General features: G+C 65.9%; 12 protein-coding genes. 7 read left to right on the forward strand and 5 right to left on the reverse strand.

Annotated features, from left to right (window positions below):
* The first annotated feature begins 105 nt into the window (after nt 1-105).
* The 4 genes from VGK20_09270 (at nt 106) to VGK20_09285 (ending at nt 5,998) form a co-directional block, all read left to right on the forward strand.
* The gene (locus VGK20_09270; GenBank protein HEY2774227.1) at nt 106-759 is read left to right on the forward strand and encodes a hypothetical protein; all 654 of its coding nucleotides are present in this window, start codon (nt 106-108) and stop codon (nt 757-759) included.
* 11 nt (nt 760-770) lie between these two features.
* Nucleotides 771-2,018 carry a cytochrome P450 gene (locus VGK20_09275; protein ID HEY2774228.1) on the forward strand — a complete coding sequence of 416 codons (1,248 nt, stop codon included), beginning with the start codon at nt 771-773 and terminating at the stop codon, nt 2,016-2,018.
* Between the two features lie 307 nt (nt 2,019-2,325).
* The gene (locus tag VGK20_09280) at nt 2,326-4,548 is read left to right on the forward strand and encodes a hypothetical protein (protein HEY2774229.1); all 2,223 of its coding nucleotides are present in this window, start codon (nt 2,326-2,328) and stop codon (nt 4,546-4,548) included.
* 358 nt (nt 4,549-4,906) lie between these two features.
* Nucleotides 4,907-5,998 (forward strand): LLM class flavin-dependent oxidoreductase, encoded by a 1,092-nt coding sequence (locus VGK20_09285; protein ID HEY2774230.1) that lies wholly within the window; start codon nt 4,907-4,909, stop codon nt 5,996-5,998.
* A gap of 39 nt (nt 5,999-6,037) precedes the next feature.
* Here the strand turns inward: VGK20_09285 and VGK20_09290 are convergent, their stop codons facing one another.
* From VGK20_09290 to VGK20_09300, 3 genes are all read right to left on the reverse strand, one after another.
* Entirely contained in the window at nt 6,038-8,083 is a 2,046-nt protein-coding gene (locus VGK20_09290; protein ID HEY2774231.1) for a PAS domain-containing protein, read from the reverse strand.
* Between the two features lie 162 nt (nt 8,084-8,245).
* Nucleotides 8,246-9,406 (reverse strand): deoxyguanosinetriphosphate triphosphohydrolase, encoded by a 1,161-nt coding sequence (locus VGK20_09295; GenBank protein ID HEY2774232.1) that lies wholly within the window; start codon nt 9,404-9,406, stop codon nt 8,246-8,248.
* A 20-nt stretch (nt 9,407-9,426) separates the two neighbouring features.
* Nucleotides 9,427-10,875 (reverse strand): hypothetical protein, encoded by a 1,449-nt coding sequence (locus tag VGK20_09300; protein ID HEY2774233.1) that lies wholly within the window; start codon nt 10,873-10,875, stop codon nt 9,427-9,429.
* Between the two features lie 314 nt (nt 10,876-11,189).
* Between VGK20_09300 and VGK20_09305 the strand changes: the two genes are divergently transcribed.
* On the forward strand, nt 11,190-12,002 hold the full coding sequence (locus tag VGK20_09305; protein HEY2774234.1) for a hypothetical protein: 813 nt from the start codon (nt 11,190-11,192) through the stop codon (nt 12,000-12,002).
* 233 nt (nt 12,003-12,235) lie between these two features.
* On the opposite strand, the gene VGK20_09310 is transcribed toward VGK20_09305, so the two are convergent.
* Both VGK20_09310 and VGK20_09315 read right to left on the reverse strand, forming a co-directional pair.
* A complete protein-coding gene (locus VGK20_09310) occupies nt 12,236-12,976 on the reverse strand; it encodes a hypothetical protein (protein HEY2774235.1) in 741 nt (246 codons plus the stop codon).
* Between the two features lie 342 nt (nt 12,977-13,318).
* Nucleotides 13,319-13,756 carry a hypothetical protein gene (locus VGK20_09315; protein HEY2774236.1) on the reverse strand — a complete coding sequence of 146 codons (438 nt, stop codon included), beginning with the start codon at nt 13,754-13,756 and terminating at the stop codon, nt 13,319-13,321.
* A gap of 318 nt (nt 13,757-14,074) precedes the next feature.
* Here VGK20_09315 and VGK20_09320 point away from each other — a divergent pair, with 318 nt between their 5' ends.
* Both VGK20_09320 and VGK20_09325 read left to right on the forward strand, forming a co-directional pair.
* Nucleotides 14,075-15,373: a DUF1566 domain-containing protein gene (locus VGK20_09320; protein HEY2774237.1), complete on the forward strand. Its 1,299-nt coding sequence runs from the start codon at nt 14,075-14,077 to the stop codon at nt 15,371-15,373.
* A 196-nt stretch (nt 15,374-15,569) separates the two neighbouring features.
* On the forward strand, nt 15,570-16,085 hold a 516-nt coding region (locus VGK20_09325), incomplete at its 3' end, for a hypothetical protein (protein ID HEY2774238.1).

The raw sequence follows: 16,085 nt of genomic DNA on the forward strand, positions 1-16,085 counted from the left end.
CACCTGTCGCCGCAGGGTGACCGGCTCTGGCGCCGGCGCGCACTGCTGGTATACGACGGCGACGTGGAGCCTTCTTTGACCGGTCCGATCGGTTCGGCCGCCGCGATGCCGCAAGGGGCAGGGCGCACCGAGGTTGCCTGGAGCCGCGCCAGCGACTTTCGGCTGATCGCGGGCGCGTCGCTCGTCAATGCAAGCGTCGCGCTCGCGGTGCTCGCCGTCTTCGGCATCGAGTCGCCCGGGATCGAGCTTGCGCTGCGCATCACGGCGCGCGTCTCGATGCTGTGGTTCCTGCTCGCGTACCTGGCCTGGCCCGTTTCGGTGCTGGGACCGGAAGCTCTCGGCCGGCGTCTGCTCGCGAAGCGGCGAGCGTTCGGAATCATTTTCGGCATCAGCATGTCGATGCACGTCGCGTTCATCCTGAGGATGTTTGCGCTCTATATTCCCGAGCGGCCACCGATGGTGCAGACGGCCGATTTCACGATCGGGATTCCCGGGCTGATGCTGGTTGCGGCGATGACCCTGACGTCGTTCGACGCGCTCAAGAAAGCTGTCGGTCCGCAGCGCTGGGGCCAACTCCATCGGGTAGGATTGCACTTCGTGTGGGCAGTGTTCTTCCTGTGCCTGACGGACAGCGTCGGCCGCAAGCAGGCGGTTTCTCCGCTGCTCGAATACGGGTTTTTCATCGCGATGCTGCTGGCGGCGGCAACGCTGCGTTTTGTCGCGTGGCGCCGGTTTGCTCGCGTGGCAGGCCGGTGGTGAGGTCGGTCCGCATGGCACGGGTAGAAACGCTCGAAGCGGCGGCCGTGGCCGACGACTCCTGGAAATCCGACCCGTGGCTCGGCGCGTTCCCGCCGCTGATGGCGCGGCAGCCCGATCCTTACGCCGTGCTCGCGCGCATCCGCGAATACGATCCCGTCAATGAGACTCCGTTCGGAGTCTGGAGGCTTACCCGTTACGACGACGTCGTACGCATGCTGCGCGAGACGCCGTCGGGAGTGCGCTTTGCCGACGGCTCGACGTTCGGCGGCTCGGCGCCCGGTCTCAGTGTTCCGCGCCGCTTCATCCTGCAGCAGGATCCGCCCGACCACACGCGGCTTCGCAAGCTCATGAGCCCGGCGTTTCGCCCGAAAGCGACGGAAAGGCTTCGCGCCCGCGCCGAGGCCATCGTCGACGAGCGTCTCGACGAAGTTCTCGAGCGCGGCTCGATGGACGTGATCGCAGACCTTGCGCTTCCGGTGCCGGCCACCGTGATCTGCGAGATGATGGGTGTCCCCGTGGCCGATCGTGCGCGCTTCACCGAATGGACCTCCGCAGCGACGCACCTGCTGGCGGCGCTGCTGGCCGATCCCGAAGTCGTCGCGCGCGGCGTAGACGCGGCGGGCAAGCTCAGCGCCTATTTCACGGACCTGATCGAAGACCGGCGCCGCAATCTCGGCGAGGACATTCTCAGTGACATGATCCGGGCCGAAGAAGGCGGCGACCGACTGAGCCCCGAGGAGCTGCTGTCGCAGTCGATCGGCCTGCTGATCGCCGGCTTCGAGACGACGATCGGCTTGATCGGCAACGGCGTGCTCGCGCTGCTTCGCAATCCCGGCGAGCTTGCGGCCCTCGAATCCGATCCTTCGCTGATCACGGGTACCGTCGAGGAATGCCTTCGCTACGATGGGCCGATCCTGCTGACCATTCGCATCACGCGCGAGGAGTCGCGCTACGGGAACAAGACGATTCCGGCCAACGTCCCGGTGATGTGCCTTCTCGGCGCGGCAAACCACGATCCGGCACGCTTTGCCGACCCGGACCGCTTCGACATCCGCCGCCGCGACAACGACCACCTGGCATTCGGCGGCGGCATGCATTTCTGCTTGGGCGCGCACCTTGCGCGCATGGAGACCCGGGTCGCGATCGGCGGCCTGGTGCGTCGCATCCGCGGCCTCGAGCTCGTCGGAGAGCCGCGCTGGGGAACCTCGTTGTTCCGCGTGCTCGGCAGCCTGCCGGTGGGGTTCGCGGGGCCGCGCTGAGCGTCGGACGATGAAACCGACCGGCGCCAGCTAAATGGGGCAAACGGCTTGCGAGAGCTGTGCCGCAGGCCACGTTTCGGCCTTGTGCAGCCCCTGGGGATCCTACATGGACGATCCTCGATTGCCGGTCAGCGCTCCAGTCGTGGGTAGCTGGCGATCCTTTCACTGAGTATCTGTTGCGGCACGGGCACCGGCGTTGCGAGGCTCGAGGTCGAAAAAAGGGGACGGGAAAATGTATCAAATCTTCGTCAGGAAACTTCGGACGTCGCACGCAGGTGGTCTGGCCTGCTGCTGCCTGACCACGCTGATGCTCGCGGCTTCCATCGGTCCGGCGATCGCATCGACGTCTCCTGCAGTGACTTGTCGAGCGACCAAGCTCGGTGACGTCGGCAAGTATGCATCAGGTCTGATGGCCTGCTCCGCCAAGGCGGCGTCGACTGGATCCGCGGTCGATTCGGTTTGTACCGGCAAGAGTCAGACGAAGCTCGAAGGCGGATTCACTTCCGCCGACGCCAAGTCGCCCCCGTCGTGCAACGGTGTCGCCGCGACGACGGAGGCAGTTCTGGACACGATGGCAACGAACCTCGCAGGGACTATCCCAGTGCCGCCGACGGGTGGAACGTGCGCGTCCCAGGAACTCAAGGGTTCCGGCAAGTTTGCCGCGGCGCTCTTGAAGGCGCACGCCAGCGACATCAAGTCGCACGACGCGACCAAGCTTTCGACCGCGATCGACAAAGCACGAAGCCTGCTCTCGACCGCTTTCTCGAAAGCCGAGGGGCTTGGTGGCTGCGCGACGGGACAGTTGGATCCGAGCCGGACTGCGATCGAAGCCGCGGTCGCCGCAATCGTGGCGTGCATCGGCAGCGAGAGCGTTTGTGTCGAAACGAGCCAGAGCGCCGGCGGCGGCGACACGGTGAGCACCGATCCGTCGAATGCCGGGGCAAGTGCGGCCATACCGGTGACGAGCAGCGTCGAGACGCCCAACCCGGGCGTGGTCCAGTTGCGCGTAACGGATGTAACCGATGCGCCGCCGTCAGGATACGCGGTGCTCTCACACCAGGTAGATGTGACTGCACCCGATGCAACCACGACGGCACCGCTCGTCCTGACTTTCGTCGTGGACAGTTCGGTGCTGCCGGCCGACCCGAACACGGTAACGCTCACCCGCAATGGCGTGGCGATTCCGGATTGCACCGGGCCGGCGGGCCAGGCTGTTCCCGATCCCTGCCTGCAGTCGCGCACGGTGCTTCCGAGCGGAGACCTCCAGCTGGTCGCGCTCTCGTCCCATGCCAGCACGTGGACACCGGTTCAGATTCTGCCTTGCCCGACCGCAATGCAGTGGACATTGCGGGCAGACACCGCGGCGATCGATCGAGCGACGGAGATCGATCTCGGCTGGAAAGGCTTTTTCCACAATATGGACCCGGTTGATGGATCGAGTGTGGGCTTTGCCCTGGACTGCGGTTCGGCTACGCCTCCGAACTGCGGCGCGTGCACGATTACCGGATACGATCCGGTTACCGAGGTCCTGCGTTGCGAGAACGATTCGCGCGTCACGTGTGACCAGCCTGGTGCCAGCGACGCCGTCCACTGCGGCGGTAATTTTTGCGATCGCTACACGACGCCGCCGACGCCGATGGTCCCCGCGGGGACTCCTATTTGCACTTACCGGCGTGCGAACACCCAAGCCTCGGGGACCTGGGATCCCGTCGCCGGGCAGGGCGCCGTGACGATGGTGGAGCGAATGTTCATCTTCACCGGCAGCTTCCAGCAGCCCTGTCCCATCTGCATCGGTGATCCCACGCCGAACGACGGAGTGCGGGGTGGCACCTGCAGTGGCGGCCCCTCCAACGGCCTTACGTGTGACGACAACGGCAGCGACCCGAGCTATCCAACCGGTGGCGGATCGACCAGCTACGATTGCATGCCGCCTTTCGGTGCCAACATCGTCGGAAGCGGATTGCCTCTTGTGCGTACGGAGACAACCGGCACGGCAACGCTGTCATCGGGACTCCCTTGCAGCGCACCCAACAACTCGGAGTTCTGTCCGTGTGAAGCGTGCTCGGGCGATCCTTCGGTGCCGTGTTCGGCGGACTCGCAGTGCGCGGCGCTGGGTGACGGAACCTGTTCGGACTTCACAGGCGGGGACCCGGTGCAACCGAACAACTGCAGCGACGGCAACTGCGTCGTGGACGGGCAGGGAGAGGGAACATGTGGCATGCTGAGTGACAATGACCACTACTGTGACGCTCACGTTGAAGAGGATGGCAAAGGAATCTACGCCTGCAACACCAACATGGACTGCGCGGCGCTCCATCCCATCGTGGCCGGCAACTGTACAATTTCTCAGCCGCATCCGTGTTTCGGCGCGACGATCCAGGCGAGCGGAATACAGGACACCGCGAATCCCCGCACCGTGGCAGCGTTCTGCGTGGCGCCGTCAAGCAACGGCAGCGTGAATTCGGCCACGGGACTGCCGGGTCCAGCCCGCTTGCGAAGCGATTGGAACGTGACCTATTCCACGAACTGATCGTCTCGGCTCCGCGTCGGTCTTGGCTTTGGCCGGGACCGACGCGAAGAGCCCGAGAACTTACCTGAAAAAGGCAAGTAGGTCTGGATCTCGGTCGAGCCCTCGCGGCATAGATCCACTCTGCGCCGCGGGCCGCCGCAGGCCCGCGCAACGACCGACGGCTTCGCCCGGAACCGGATGTTTTCCAAATCGGAATAACCGGACATTGGCCTCCGGAAACGCCCGGTCAACGTCTGATAAGATATATTATGTAAACCAGGCTACGGCGTCTTCCGGGTCCACATCCGCGTGGCTTTCCAGGGGCCTCCACCTCTGCCCGGCCTCGGATCCCCGTCCGCTCTGGCCATCGGTAGTGGCCTTGGGTAATTCGACGGCCGTGGCGCTCGAAGTCTGGACGCTCGGTGTCGGTCTTCCGAAAGTTGCGGCGCGCCAGGCGGTCGCGGCCGAGCGCGCCGGCTTCGACGGCTTTGCGGTCGTCGATTCGCAGAACCTTGCGGGCGATCCCTACGTCGCGCTCGCGCTGGCGGCCCACGCAACCGAACGGATCAAGCTCGCCACCGGAGTCACCAATCCCCTGACTCGGCACGCCGCCGTGACCGCATCGGCCATCGCGACGGTCCAGGCCGAATCCGGAGGCCGCGCCGTGCTCGGCATCGGCCGTGGCGATTCGGCCCTGGCCCATCTCGGGCTGGCGCCTGCCGCGGTGCCGGTCTTCGAGCGCTATCTCGCGCAGCTCCAGGTCTATCTTCGCGGAGACGGCCTCGCGCTTGCCGATGCGGCATCGCAGATCGTCGGCGCGCCGGCGCTCGAGACGCTGGGTCTTGCCGGAGCGCCGCCCGACAGCCGCCTTCACTGGCTGCGACCGACGCTGAAGAAGGTTCCGGTCGACGTCGCGGCCACCGGTCCGAAGGTCATCGCGGCGGCGGCGCGCCATGCCGAGAGCATCACGTTTGCGGCCGGCGCCGATCCGGCGCGCCTGCGGTGGGCGATCGATACGGCACGCGCTGCGCGTGTCGCAGCCGGGCTGGATCCTGCCACTCTCGGGCTCGGCGCCTACGTCAACGTCGTCGTCCATCGCGATGCACGCGAGGCGCTGCGGCTTGCCGAAGGAGGACTGGCCTCGTTCGCGCGCTTCTCCGTAATGCACGGTCACGTGCGCGGCCCGGTGGACGACAAGCAGCGCGAAGTGCTCGAAAGCGTGCACCGCGCCTATGACATGCGTCGCCACACGATGACCGGTACGCCGCAGGCCGCAAAGCTCACCGAAGATTTCGCGACGAGCTTCGCCGTGCTCGGACCGGGCGATGCGTGCATCCGGCGCCTGAGGGAGATCGCTGCGCTCGGAATACAGAAACTGGTCGTGATCGGCCCTTCCGCCAATGCCGATGCGGCCGAGGCTTCGGCGGCCTCGGCACGTTTCACGACCGAAGTACTTCCAGCGCTGCGCTGAGCGCGAACGCGCGCCCAAGGTGTCGAATGCCGGTGGTGCTCAGGTTCCCGTGAGCATGCGACTGCGGCTGCTCTGGGTCCGGCCCAGCGTGAATCGGAACGTCGCTCCCGCATCGGGCACCGCCTCGGCCCATACCGCGCCGCCGTGGAGCTCGACGATGCGTCGCACGATCGACAGCCCGACGCCGCTGCCCTCGTAGCCGTCGTCCGGATGAAGGCGGCGGAACACGTCGAACATTTCTTCGCACCGTTGCATCGAGAAACCGATGCCGTTGTCGTGCACGCTCCACGTGTCCACGCCTGCATCGCTCTCGCACGCAACCTCGACGCGGGCCGGCCGCCGGTCGCGGCTGAACTTGACCGCATTGGCAATCAGGTTGACGAACACCTGCCGCAGCAGCGTGGAGTCGGCCTGGCAGTGCGGCAGATTTCCGACGACCACCTCGACCGCGCCTTCGGGCGTGGTCGCCAGCAGCTCGTCGAGCACTTCGCGCACCAGCGCGCCGGTATTCACGCTCTGGACGTGCAGCGCGGCCTGACCCACCCGCGAGAGCTCGAGCAGGTCGTCGATCAGAGCCTCCATTCGCCGGGTCGCGTCCGTGATGCGGCGCAAGTATTCGCCCGCTTCGCCGGCCAGCGCCGCACGGTGCTCGGAAGCGAGCAGCCCTGTGAATCCGGCGATGCTGCGCAGCGGAGTGTGCAGGTCGTGGGATACGGAATGGATGAAGAACTCGAGGTCGCGGTTGGCGGTGGCGAGCTGGCTCGTGCGCTCGGCGACACGTGCCTCGAGCTTCTCGTTCAGGCTCTCGATCTCGCGCCGCGCCTGGGCAATCTCGGTTACGTCCTGCGTAGTGCCGATCAGTCGCGGCAATCCCTCGGCGACGCCGGCACGCTCGGCACGCGTGTGCACGATCCCTTCGCTGCCGTCGCGGCGCCGGCTCCTGTACTCGACCGAATACGGCACCCCGTCCTCGATCGCGCCGCGCACCGCTTCAAGGACGCGGTCGCGGTCGTCGGGATGAATGAGTCCCGCGAAGATCCCCATCGACGGATGCACCTCTCCCGGTTCCAGACCGAAGATGCGGAAGCACTCGTCGGAGCAGCGCATGTCGCGTTCGTCGCCGGCCTTCCAACCGCGCAGGTCGAGCTCCCAGCTTCCGACGTGCGCGATGCGCTGCGAAGACTCCAGGTGCAGGCGGTTCTCGCGCAGCTCGATCTGGTCGCGACGGATTTCCGTCAAGTCGGTGAGAACGACGACGACGCCGCGTACCCGGCCATGCTCGTCGACGTCCGGTGCATGGGCGCAGCGCACGTAGACGTTGCGGCCGCTCGGCTCCGGCAGCTCCAGCTCGAACTCGCGCGAGTGGCCGGCAAGCGCCCGCTCGAGCTCGGGAGCGACGGCGCCGGCGACGGCGTCGCCCCACACTTCCCTCAGCGTCGCTCCGTGGAGGCGCTCGGGTTCGAAGCCGAGCCGTGCGGCGTAGCGGCGGCTGACGAAGACGTGGCGATGGTCGTGATCGAGGTAGGCCACGCCGACCGGCGCGTTCTCGAGGATCAGCCTCAGCTGTTCGCGGCTGCTGTGCAGCTCGGCGGCGGCGTACTCGGCTTCGACTCGCAGGCGCTCACGCTGGGTGCTTTCGGCGGCCGCGCGTTCGCGTGCCAGGACCGCATCGGTCTCGTCGCGGAAGCTGGCGGCCACGTACGCTACCTCGCCATGGCCGTCGAGCAGCGGGAACAACGTCGCGACGATCGCGACGCGCCGCCCTTCGGCGATGTCGAGGCCGGCGAGCTCGCGCGGGTCGTACCATACGATCGGCAGCGTGACGGTCTGTCCCGCGAACACCTTCTCGATCTCGGGCAGCAGGCCGACGCCGTCGAGGATCGAATCGTTGCGCAAGTCGTAAGCCGCAGGAGGCTCGTGGCCGAACAGGTTGCGACAGGCGAAGTTGCCGAACAGGTGACGCCCGTCGCGCGCGTACACCGCCAGCGGCGCCGGTGCGTGTGCGATCAGGCCGACGAGCAGCGGTGCCTGGATGCCGAGCGCATCCAGACTGCGCGCAAGCTCGTCGGTATCCGGCGATTTCAATGATCCACCCTGGCCCGGTCGTGTCCTTGGGACACTACCCCTCGCCCCCCGGTCCTTCTCACAGCGCGCGGCGTGAGACAACGGCGCAGCCGCTGGCCCGTGCTCGCGCCAGCCGGAAGACGCCTCCACCCGGAGCCGCGGGGATTCCCGGATCCGGAAATTTCAGACTTTTTCGGAAGGATCGTAGAGCTTGGCATACTCGTCGAGCGCGAAGCGGTCGGTCATCCCGGCAATGTAGTCGGCGATCACACGCTCGATCGACATCGCTTCGCCCGCGCGGTGCACGACGTGCGGCGGCATCTGGTGCGGGTCCTGGACGTAGGCCTCGAACAGGCCCCGCATCACGCGCGCCGCCTTGGCGGCCATGCGGCGCACTCTCTGGTGCTGGTAGAGCCGCTCGAACAGGCGCGCCTTCAGTTCGCGCACGCGGCGGTCCATTTCGGGGCTGGGCCCGGCAATTGGCGGCATCGCTTCGCGCAGGTCCTCGATCGAACGGATCTGCAGCGCGCGGATCCGTTCTTCGATCGCTTCGATGAGGTCGTGCACGAGGCGGTCGATCAGCAGGCGCACGGCCTGGTGGCGAAGCACCGAAGCGCTGGCATCGGGCCACGCGTTTCGAACGTCGCACCAGGCCTCGTCCCACAGCTCGATGCCTTCGAGATCCTCGAGCGTGATGAGGCCCGACTGGATGCCGTCGTCGATGTCGTGGCCGTTGTAGGCAACCTCGTCGCAGAAATCGACGATCTGCGCCTCCAGCGGCGGCGCGCTCTTCGCGTCGAAGTCCGCAACCCGCGGCCGATCGAAACGGCCCGAATGCTTGACGATGCCTTCGCGAACTTCGTACGTGAGATTGAGACCGTCAAAGGTTGGATATCGCTGCTCGAGCACCTCGACGATTCGCAGGCTCTGGCTGTTGTGGTCGAAGCCGCCGTAGTCCTTCATGAGGTCGTCGAGCACGTGCTCGCCGGCGTGCCCGAACGGCGTGTGGCCGAGGTCGTGCGCGAGCGCGACCGCTTCGGCAAGGTCGCGGTTGAGCCCGAGCATCGCCGCCACCGTGCGCGTGATCTGCGCGCATTCCATCGTGTGGGTCAGCCGCGTTCGGTAGTAGTCGCCTTCGTGGTTGACGAAGACCTGGGTCTTGTACTCGAGGCGGCGGAACGCGCTCGAGTGGATGATGCGGTCCCGGTCGCGCTGGAACGCGGCGCGGAACGCGTGCTCGGGCTCCGGGAACGCCCTGCCCCGGCTGTCCTTCGAGTGCATCGCCCACGGCGCGAGCGACACCCTCTCCTGTTCCTCGAAGAACGCTCGATCGCGCGTCGTCATCGCCCGCTCCCGGGCTCCGGCTACTTGAGCGTCGTCGTGGTCGTGGTCGAAGTGCTCGTCGTCGTCGTCGCCGTCGTGGCCGGTGCGAAGAAGATGTCCTTGAACTGCGAGTCGATCGTGTCGGTGGCGCCGAACGTATCGCAGCCGCTGCCGTCGCTGTCGCAGGAGATCACGCGCTGGCCGACCGGGTCGGCCACGAGGACGTCGTTGCCGGTCTGGTCCTTGGACGGATTGACGGCGATCGCGCTCGGGCTGCCGGCGGCCAGCATGCCGTCGAGCTGGGAGCTGAACGCGTGGCAGCTTGCACCGTCGGCGTCGCACTCGACCACCTTGCCGCTCTCATCGGCAATCAGCAGGGAGTCGCCGAGGAAATCGAGGTCCACCGGCTCGGTCGTGGCGCCGGCAGTGCCGCCCAGAACGCCCTTCGGAGTGCCGTCGCTGCCGTCGAAGTCGAGCACGCCGGGATCGCCGTTGATGACGAGCAGGTCGCCGGTGGTCGGCGAGAACCGCAGCGCCTTCGGATGCGCCCCGACGTTGCCGAAAGTCGTGATCAGAAGGCCGCTCTGGTCATCGAAGACGGTGACCCTTCCGGTGTCCTCAGCCACGTAGAGGTTGTGTGTCTCGGGGTTGAACGTGATCGCGGCGGGATCGTCGACGAACTGGTCGGTCTCGCCGAAGGACCCGAGGATGTCGCCGGTCACGAGGTCGAACTCGCGGATGACGCGCAGGCTCGAATCGACCAGCAGCAGGTTTCCGTCGGCCGGGTTGGACGCACCCTGGAACGCGTTGGGCGTATACTGGGCCGCATCGGGGACGTCGCCGACCAGGGCGCCGTCGGTGCCGCCGAACTGGAACAGCGAGCCGACGACATACAGCGACGGGAACGTGTTGAGCGTGACCGTCTTGGTGCCGTTGGACTTGGATCCGATGGCGGTCAGGCGAACGCCGTAAGGACCGGCAACGTTCGCCAGCAAGGTAGCCGTTGCCGAGGTTCCACCCTTCCCGAGCTCGCAGATGCCGGTCGTGCAGTCGGGCGAAGTGGTTCCGGAATTGAACGCGCAGGTTCCGAAATTGATGCAGTCCGAATCGGCGTGGCAGAAGCGGGTCGTGTCGTTGCTGCAGTGGTCGTCGCTGTTGGACGAGCAGATCTCGGCGGGGTTCTCCTTGCAGTGGTCATCGAACTTGGTGTCGAGGCCGCCGCTGATCAGCAGCCACAGGAACGTCATTTTCGAGGAGTCGCCGTTGGGATCGGTGGACTTACTGCCGTCCAGGTTCCAGCGCTGCCCGACGTCGACCATCGGCGGGGTCACTTCAATGACCACGTGAGGCAACGGCGGATTCTTCTGGTTTCCGCCTCCTCCGCAGTGGCTGGCGAGCAGCATCGCCCCGACGGCTACCAGTGTGAGGCCGCGGCTCGCCGCCCCGAGAAGGGTCAGGGAAATAGGACGACGCAGAGAGAAAATTCGCACCGGGTGGGGCCCCTTTGGGTCGGACGCTGTGGTGATTCGGAAACCACCTGCACCTTAGCGGCGCAACTTGCCGGATTCAAAGCCGTCGGCGCCGCCCCGGCGCCCTGTGCAGAAGCGGGCGCCTGAGGTCCGTGCCGCCGCGTCGCACAGCGCCGCACGCCCAGCCTGTCCCGCCTGCGGCCAGGCCGAAAGCGGGCGCCGGGGCAGGCGCGTGGGCCATCGAATACGGGGACCAGCGCCTGCATCCAATCGCCAAGCCTCGCGCTGGTGCGGGGCGCTTCAGCTCGAGCTACCCGAGCACGAGGGAGAACTTTATGAAATCGAGACAATCACTTGTGACCAAGCTGCTGCTGGCTTCGGCCCTGGTGGCTCTGCCTGCGCTGCACGCGGACCTCGCTCGCGCCGCGCACGTGAGCATCGGCATAGGAATCCCGGCTCCGCCGGTACTGACGTTCTCGGCAGCGCCCGAGTTCGTCGCGCTGCCGGGAACCGGCGTCTACGTGGTCCCGGACTACGACCAGGACGTGTACTTCGTCGATGGCTGGTACTGGCGGCCGTGGGAGGGGCACTGGTACCGCTCGCACTATTATGATCGCGACTGGATCTCCTACGGCGGCGGTACCCCGTACTTCTACCGCAACATTCCCCATGACTGGCGCACCGAGTACAGCTCGCACACCTGGCACGGACGCCCGTGGAACTACGAGCGCGTGGCGCACGACCAGGTCGAGCACAACTGGAGCGCTTGGAAGCGCGAGGGGCGCTGGAACGAGAATCGAACGGTGAGCAGGCCCGAAGGCGAACAGCGAAACATCGAGCACAACCGCAGCGTGGAGACGCAGCGTGGCGGAACGCAGGTTCGCGGTGAGAATCGCGGCAGCGCCACGCAGTACCACGCACAGTCGCGTGGAGAACACGTGCAGGGAGCGCGCGGCGCGACCGAGATGAACCGCACGCAGGGTATGCGCTCCGAGACCATGCACCAGCAGCATGGGCAGCCGGCGGCGCATGAGCAGCACGCCCAGCCGATGCACGCGACGGGACATGCCGGTGGCGGCGGACATCCCACCGGCGGCGCTGCGCACGGTGCGCAGGGGCACGGCGGCGAGAAACAGAACGCCCACTGAGCCCGACCGGCCATTTGTTGGGATACGCCGGGTCGCCGAGGAATCGGCGGCCCGGCGCTTTTTTGTGACCTATTCGATGGTGAGAACGAGCTGGCGCGTCAGGCCGGCAGTTGTCGCATTGAACAGGAATTCGCTACCTGGACGAACGCGGGATCGGAGCTGAGAGAAGGCGAACCGGCCCCGCGCGGGCCGCACTCCGGCTGGCCCGCGCGGTAGAGTACGTGATCGGCGCTTTACTTTACCTTGCCGCTGCAGGTGCAGTTGCCGGAAGGCTCGGGGAAACAAGTCTGATTCGGATTCGAGCAGAAGCCGTGGCACTGCGGCGCCGTTCCGCTCGAACAGGGCTCGCCGCTGCCCGGCATGGTCGTAGTCGTCGCTGCCTCCTGCGTCGTCGTCGTATCGCCCTGGGCCGGAGTCGTCGTCGTCGTGACCTCTTCCGTCGTGGTGGTGGTCCCCTGACCGCAACCCGTCAGGCAATTCGTAAAGGTCAGCGCACAAGATGCGCCGCCGGTTTGCGCGGCACTCGCGCATGCCGTCAGGCACGGTAGCCGGTTGGTGCCGGTACACGCGTTGAGGCAGGTGCGGGCAGCGGAGGCTACCTGCTGGGAACAGATCGCGAGCCCATCGCCGCACCCGGACGGGCAGTCGCCCTCGCCCTGGGCTTCGCACTGCGACTCGCAGGTCTGCAGGGTCACGTTGCACTGGCGGCGGTCAGAGCCGAACGTGGCATTGCACTGATGCATGCAGGTCCCGACCTGGGGACCGGCCTGGTTGTGGTGGCAATCGCGCCGGCACGATTGCCCAGCGCTTCGCGCTACGGATCCGCAGGCTTCCGCCTGCGTCTCGCATCCGAGGTCACAACTACTCTGGGTGGTGGTGGTTGTCGCAATCTGGGCGCGTGCGGGCGTCTGCAAGGAAAAGACCGACACGGCGGCAAGACTGGCGACGAATGCAGCAAGGGACGTTGGCTTCATGTTGCTCTCTCCTGGGCGCCGGAGTTGGCGCCGGCACCGGGACGTGAAGACGCGCGCACTTGTCGCGCCTTCGATCCGTTCGAGTTCAGGGGGAAATTCTGGACGCCGAGGGGCGTACCAGCCATGAGGAAACCCTCGGCCGGGTTGACGCGGGTAGAGATTTTTCTCACACGCGTCGCGACGTCGCCGCAACGACGTTGAGCGCAGTTGTGTGGGAGGGATGCCCTCGCGGGAGGGATCAGGGCGTGCGATCGAGGCGCACCCATGCCTCGGCCAATGCGACTGTGCCCACCTCGCCCACTTCGCGAGGGACCGGCCGCATTGGCCAAGACGGGTGTTTTCCTACTTCACAGCCACCGCCTGGATGTTGATCAGCGCCCGCTGCGCAGTACCGTTCATCGACGACATGTGCAGATCGACGGTCGACCCCGCGGCAATCGCCGTTCCCCCCTGGGCCTCCGATGGGACCTCCCAGGTGCGAGTGAACGTCTCGAACCCGCCATTGTCGCCGCACTCGTTATAATTCGCGCCGCCTTGTGCAGTGACGCCGCCGACGACGACGGACGAGGACATGCGGTCCGCCGCGCAGGATTCCTGCGAGGTGGTCGTGATCAGCAGCGTGTTCTTTTTACTGGAATACTTGTCCGGCAGCGGCATGCTCGCCATGACGGAGTCTATGACGGAGACCGTGATGCCCAAGCCCGGAGAGTCGGTGTAGGTGGAAGAGGTCTTGCTCGTCGTCGTGGTGGCAGCAAGCCCCAATGACGGGACGATCAACAAGAGCGTGGCGGCGATTACGGTTTTCGTCGTTCGTTATTCCTCCCGGAAACTTTTGCTGTGGAACACAGGGCGGGCGAGGCCGCTGCTTCTGGCGGTTGTACCCGGCCGACGCAAGGCGCCGCATGTGGCGGGGACTGCGCTCGGGCTTCCGTCAGTGACGGCCAAGTGAGAGAGTCCGCGACATTTTGAACCTGCCGGTCGCCTGAAATGCATGGGGCGCTTCGGTGGCAGCGGCACGCTGGGTGTCTGGTCTGCCAACCACCATGCAACGGGCAGTTTATGCGAAAGACAATCGCGGGGGCAGCGCTCGTGGCGACGATGCTGATGTGCGCAGCGCCGGGCTGGGCAAGTTTGACGCCGGTGCAGAGATGCCAAGCCGGTAAGAATACCGCCGCCGGCAAGTATGCCGCCTGCCGTCAGAAGGCCGAAGGCACGCTGGTGACGAATGGCAGCGAGTCGAAGTACGACACGACCATCAACGCCTGCAAGGACAAATTCAGCAAGAAGTGGTTCACGTTGGAGAGCACGTTCGGCCAGTCCAGCGGCCAGGAGGCCGCGATGGAGGGCTATATCGCCAACTCCAGCAGCATCATTGCCTCGGCCTTGAACCTCGGCTTCGCGATTCCCGCCTGCGGCGACTTCGGCGTCAATGTCCCCGGCGAGGAATGCGACGGCAACGCACTCAACGGGAGGACGTGTGCTTCGCTGGGCTTCGATGGAGGCACGCTTTCCTGTACCGGGTCGTGCAAGTTCGATACTTCCGCCTGTACGCAGGCACCGCACAATTGCGGTAACGGTACGATCGACGGGGACGAGGTTTGCGATCAGGGCGATCTCAACGGCGCGACCTGCGGGACGCTGGGATATGTCGGCGGCACGCTCGCATGCGGGGCCGACTGCGCCTTCGACGACAGGAACTGCTACGCGACGCGCTTCGTGGACAACCACGACGGCACGATCACCGACAACCAGACCGGCCTGCAGTGGGAGAGGACGTTTGGGCCCGGAAACGGCAATCTGAGCTGGGCGGGGAAGTGCGAGATCTCGGGAAACTTCTGCCAGTCGTCGCCGAACGCGGCGACAGCGTGCAACGTATGGACCGAGGGGAGCCGGCTTGGTTGTGCGCAATGTGGGGAAGGCGAAGGTACGTGTATCGACCCGAATGCTGCCTATGGCGCACCGACACCGGCGTGGACGGTATGGGACCGGATCGTCGAGTTGAACGCTGCGAGCTTCGCACAACACTACGGCTGGCGCGTCCCCAAGCTCTCCGAGTTGGAATCCATCATCGATTTAGCCGATGCCACGCCCCCGATGATCAATGTGGCGTTTCATGCGGCAACCTATGATGACAATACGGCATGTGACTGTAACAGTCGTGACGGATGCAGTCAGGAATGTCTGGACGCCGAAAACTGTACCGCGGCGTGCACGGACATGACGAGCGCGGCGTGTGCGTGTACTCCTACAGATGGAGATTATTTTTGGACGGCGACGATCTTTGCGCCGAACCAGGTGGAGGCGTGGTGCGTGAACTTCCGATATGGTGGTGTGAGCCGGAACGAAGCCGGACTTACCGGCTTCGGCCCACTTCGGGCAGTGCGCAGCCTCCCGTGATCCCTCGAGACGCGAGGGAATAGGAATTTCGCGCGCCCTGTTCGATCCACCGGCTCCCTCGCTACCTTTCGCGTCAGCCACGGCCTGGTGTCATTCTTCGGCCCTTCCAGCCGTCGAGTGCCTGAAATGCATGGGGTGCTCGGGTGCAGTGGCACGGTTGCTGCCTGACTGCCGACATCCATGCTCAGGTGCTTGCATGCGAAACCTCGGTTCGGTCCTGGTGGCCGTCGCCATCATTGTTCATTCGGCGGCAGCCTACGCGGCGTCGAGTCCTGCCCTGACGTGTCAGACCGGCAAGCTCGGTATTGCGGGCAAGTACGGTGCATGCAGGCTCAGCACCGAGGCGAAAGCCTTAAAGGCCGGTGCCTCGCCCGACTTCACGAAGTGCCAGGAGACGTTTTCGGGCAAGTGGACCGCGGCCGAGTCCAAGGCGACGCAAGCGAGCGGAAGCTGCCTCGATCCCGGCGATGAGAGCGACATCAAGGACCTGATCGACGGCCACAGTGCGGACGTCGAGACCGCGCTGGCCGGTGGCGGCCTGCCCGCGCAATGCGGCAACGCACTCGTGGAAAGCGGCGAGGACTGCGACGTCGGGAATCTCAACAGCAAGACATGTGTGACGCAGGGCTTCGTGGGCGGAACCCTGACGTGCGCCGCCGGCTGCACCTTCGACACGAGCCATTGCTACAACCAGCGTTTCGACGACTCGGGC

This window comes from Candidatus Binatia bacterium, from assembly GCA_036493895.1.
GTDB lineage: Bacteria > Desulfobacterota > Binatia > UBA1149 > CAITLU01 > DATNBU01.

What these genes read in the sequence shown, in the direction of transcription:
- VGK20_09275 (HEY2774228.1), top strand. Translation starts at nt 771, where the DNA reads ATGGCACGGGTAGAAACGCTCGAAGCGGCGGCCGTGGCCGACGACTCC.
- VGK20_09310 (HEY2774235.1), bottom strand. Translation starts at nt 12,976, where the DNA reads ATGAAGCCAACGTCCCTTGCTGCATTCGTCGCCAGTCTTGCCGCCGTG.
- VGK20_09270 (HEY2774227.1), top strand. Translation starts at nt 106, where the DNA reads ATGCCGCAAGGGGCAGGGCGCACCGAGGTTGCCTGGAGCCGCGCCAGC.
- VGK20_09305 (HEY2774234.1), top strand. Translation starts at nt 11,190, where the DNA reads ATGAAATCGAGACAATCACTTGTGACCAAGCTGCTGCTGGCTTCGGCC.
- VGK20_09295 (HEY2774232.1), bottom strand. Translation starts at nt 9,406, where the DNA reads ATGACGACGCGCGATCGAGCGTTCTTCGAGGAACAGGAGAGGGTGTCG.
- VGK20_09280 (HEY2774229.1), top strand. Translation starts at nt 2,326, where the DNA reads ATGCTCGCGGCTTCCATCGGTCCGGCGATCGCATCGACGTCTCCTGCA.
- VGK20_09320 (HEY2774237.1), top strand. Translation starts at nt 14,075, where the DNA reads ATGCTGATGTGCGCAGCGCCGGGCTGGGCAAGTTTGACGCCGGTGCAG.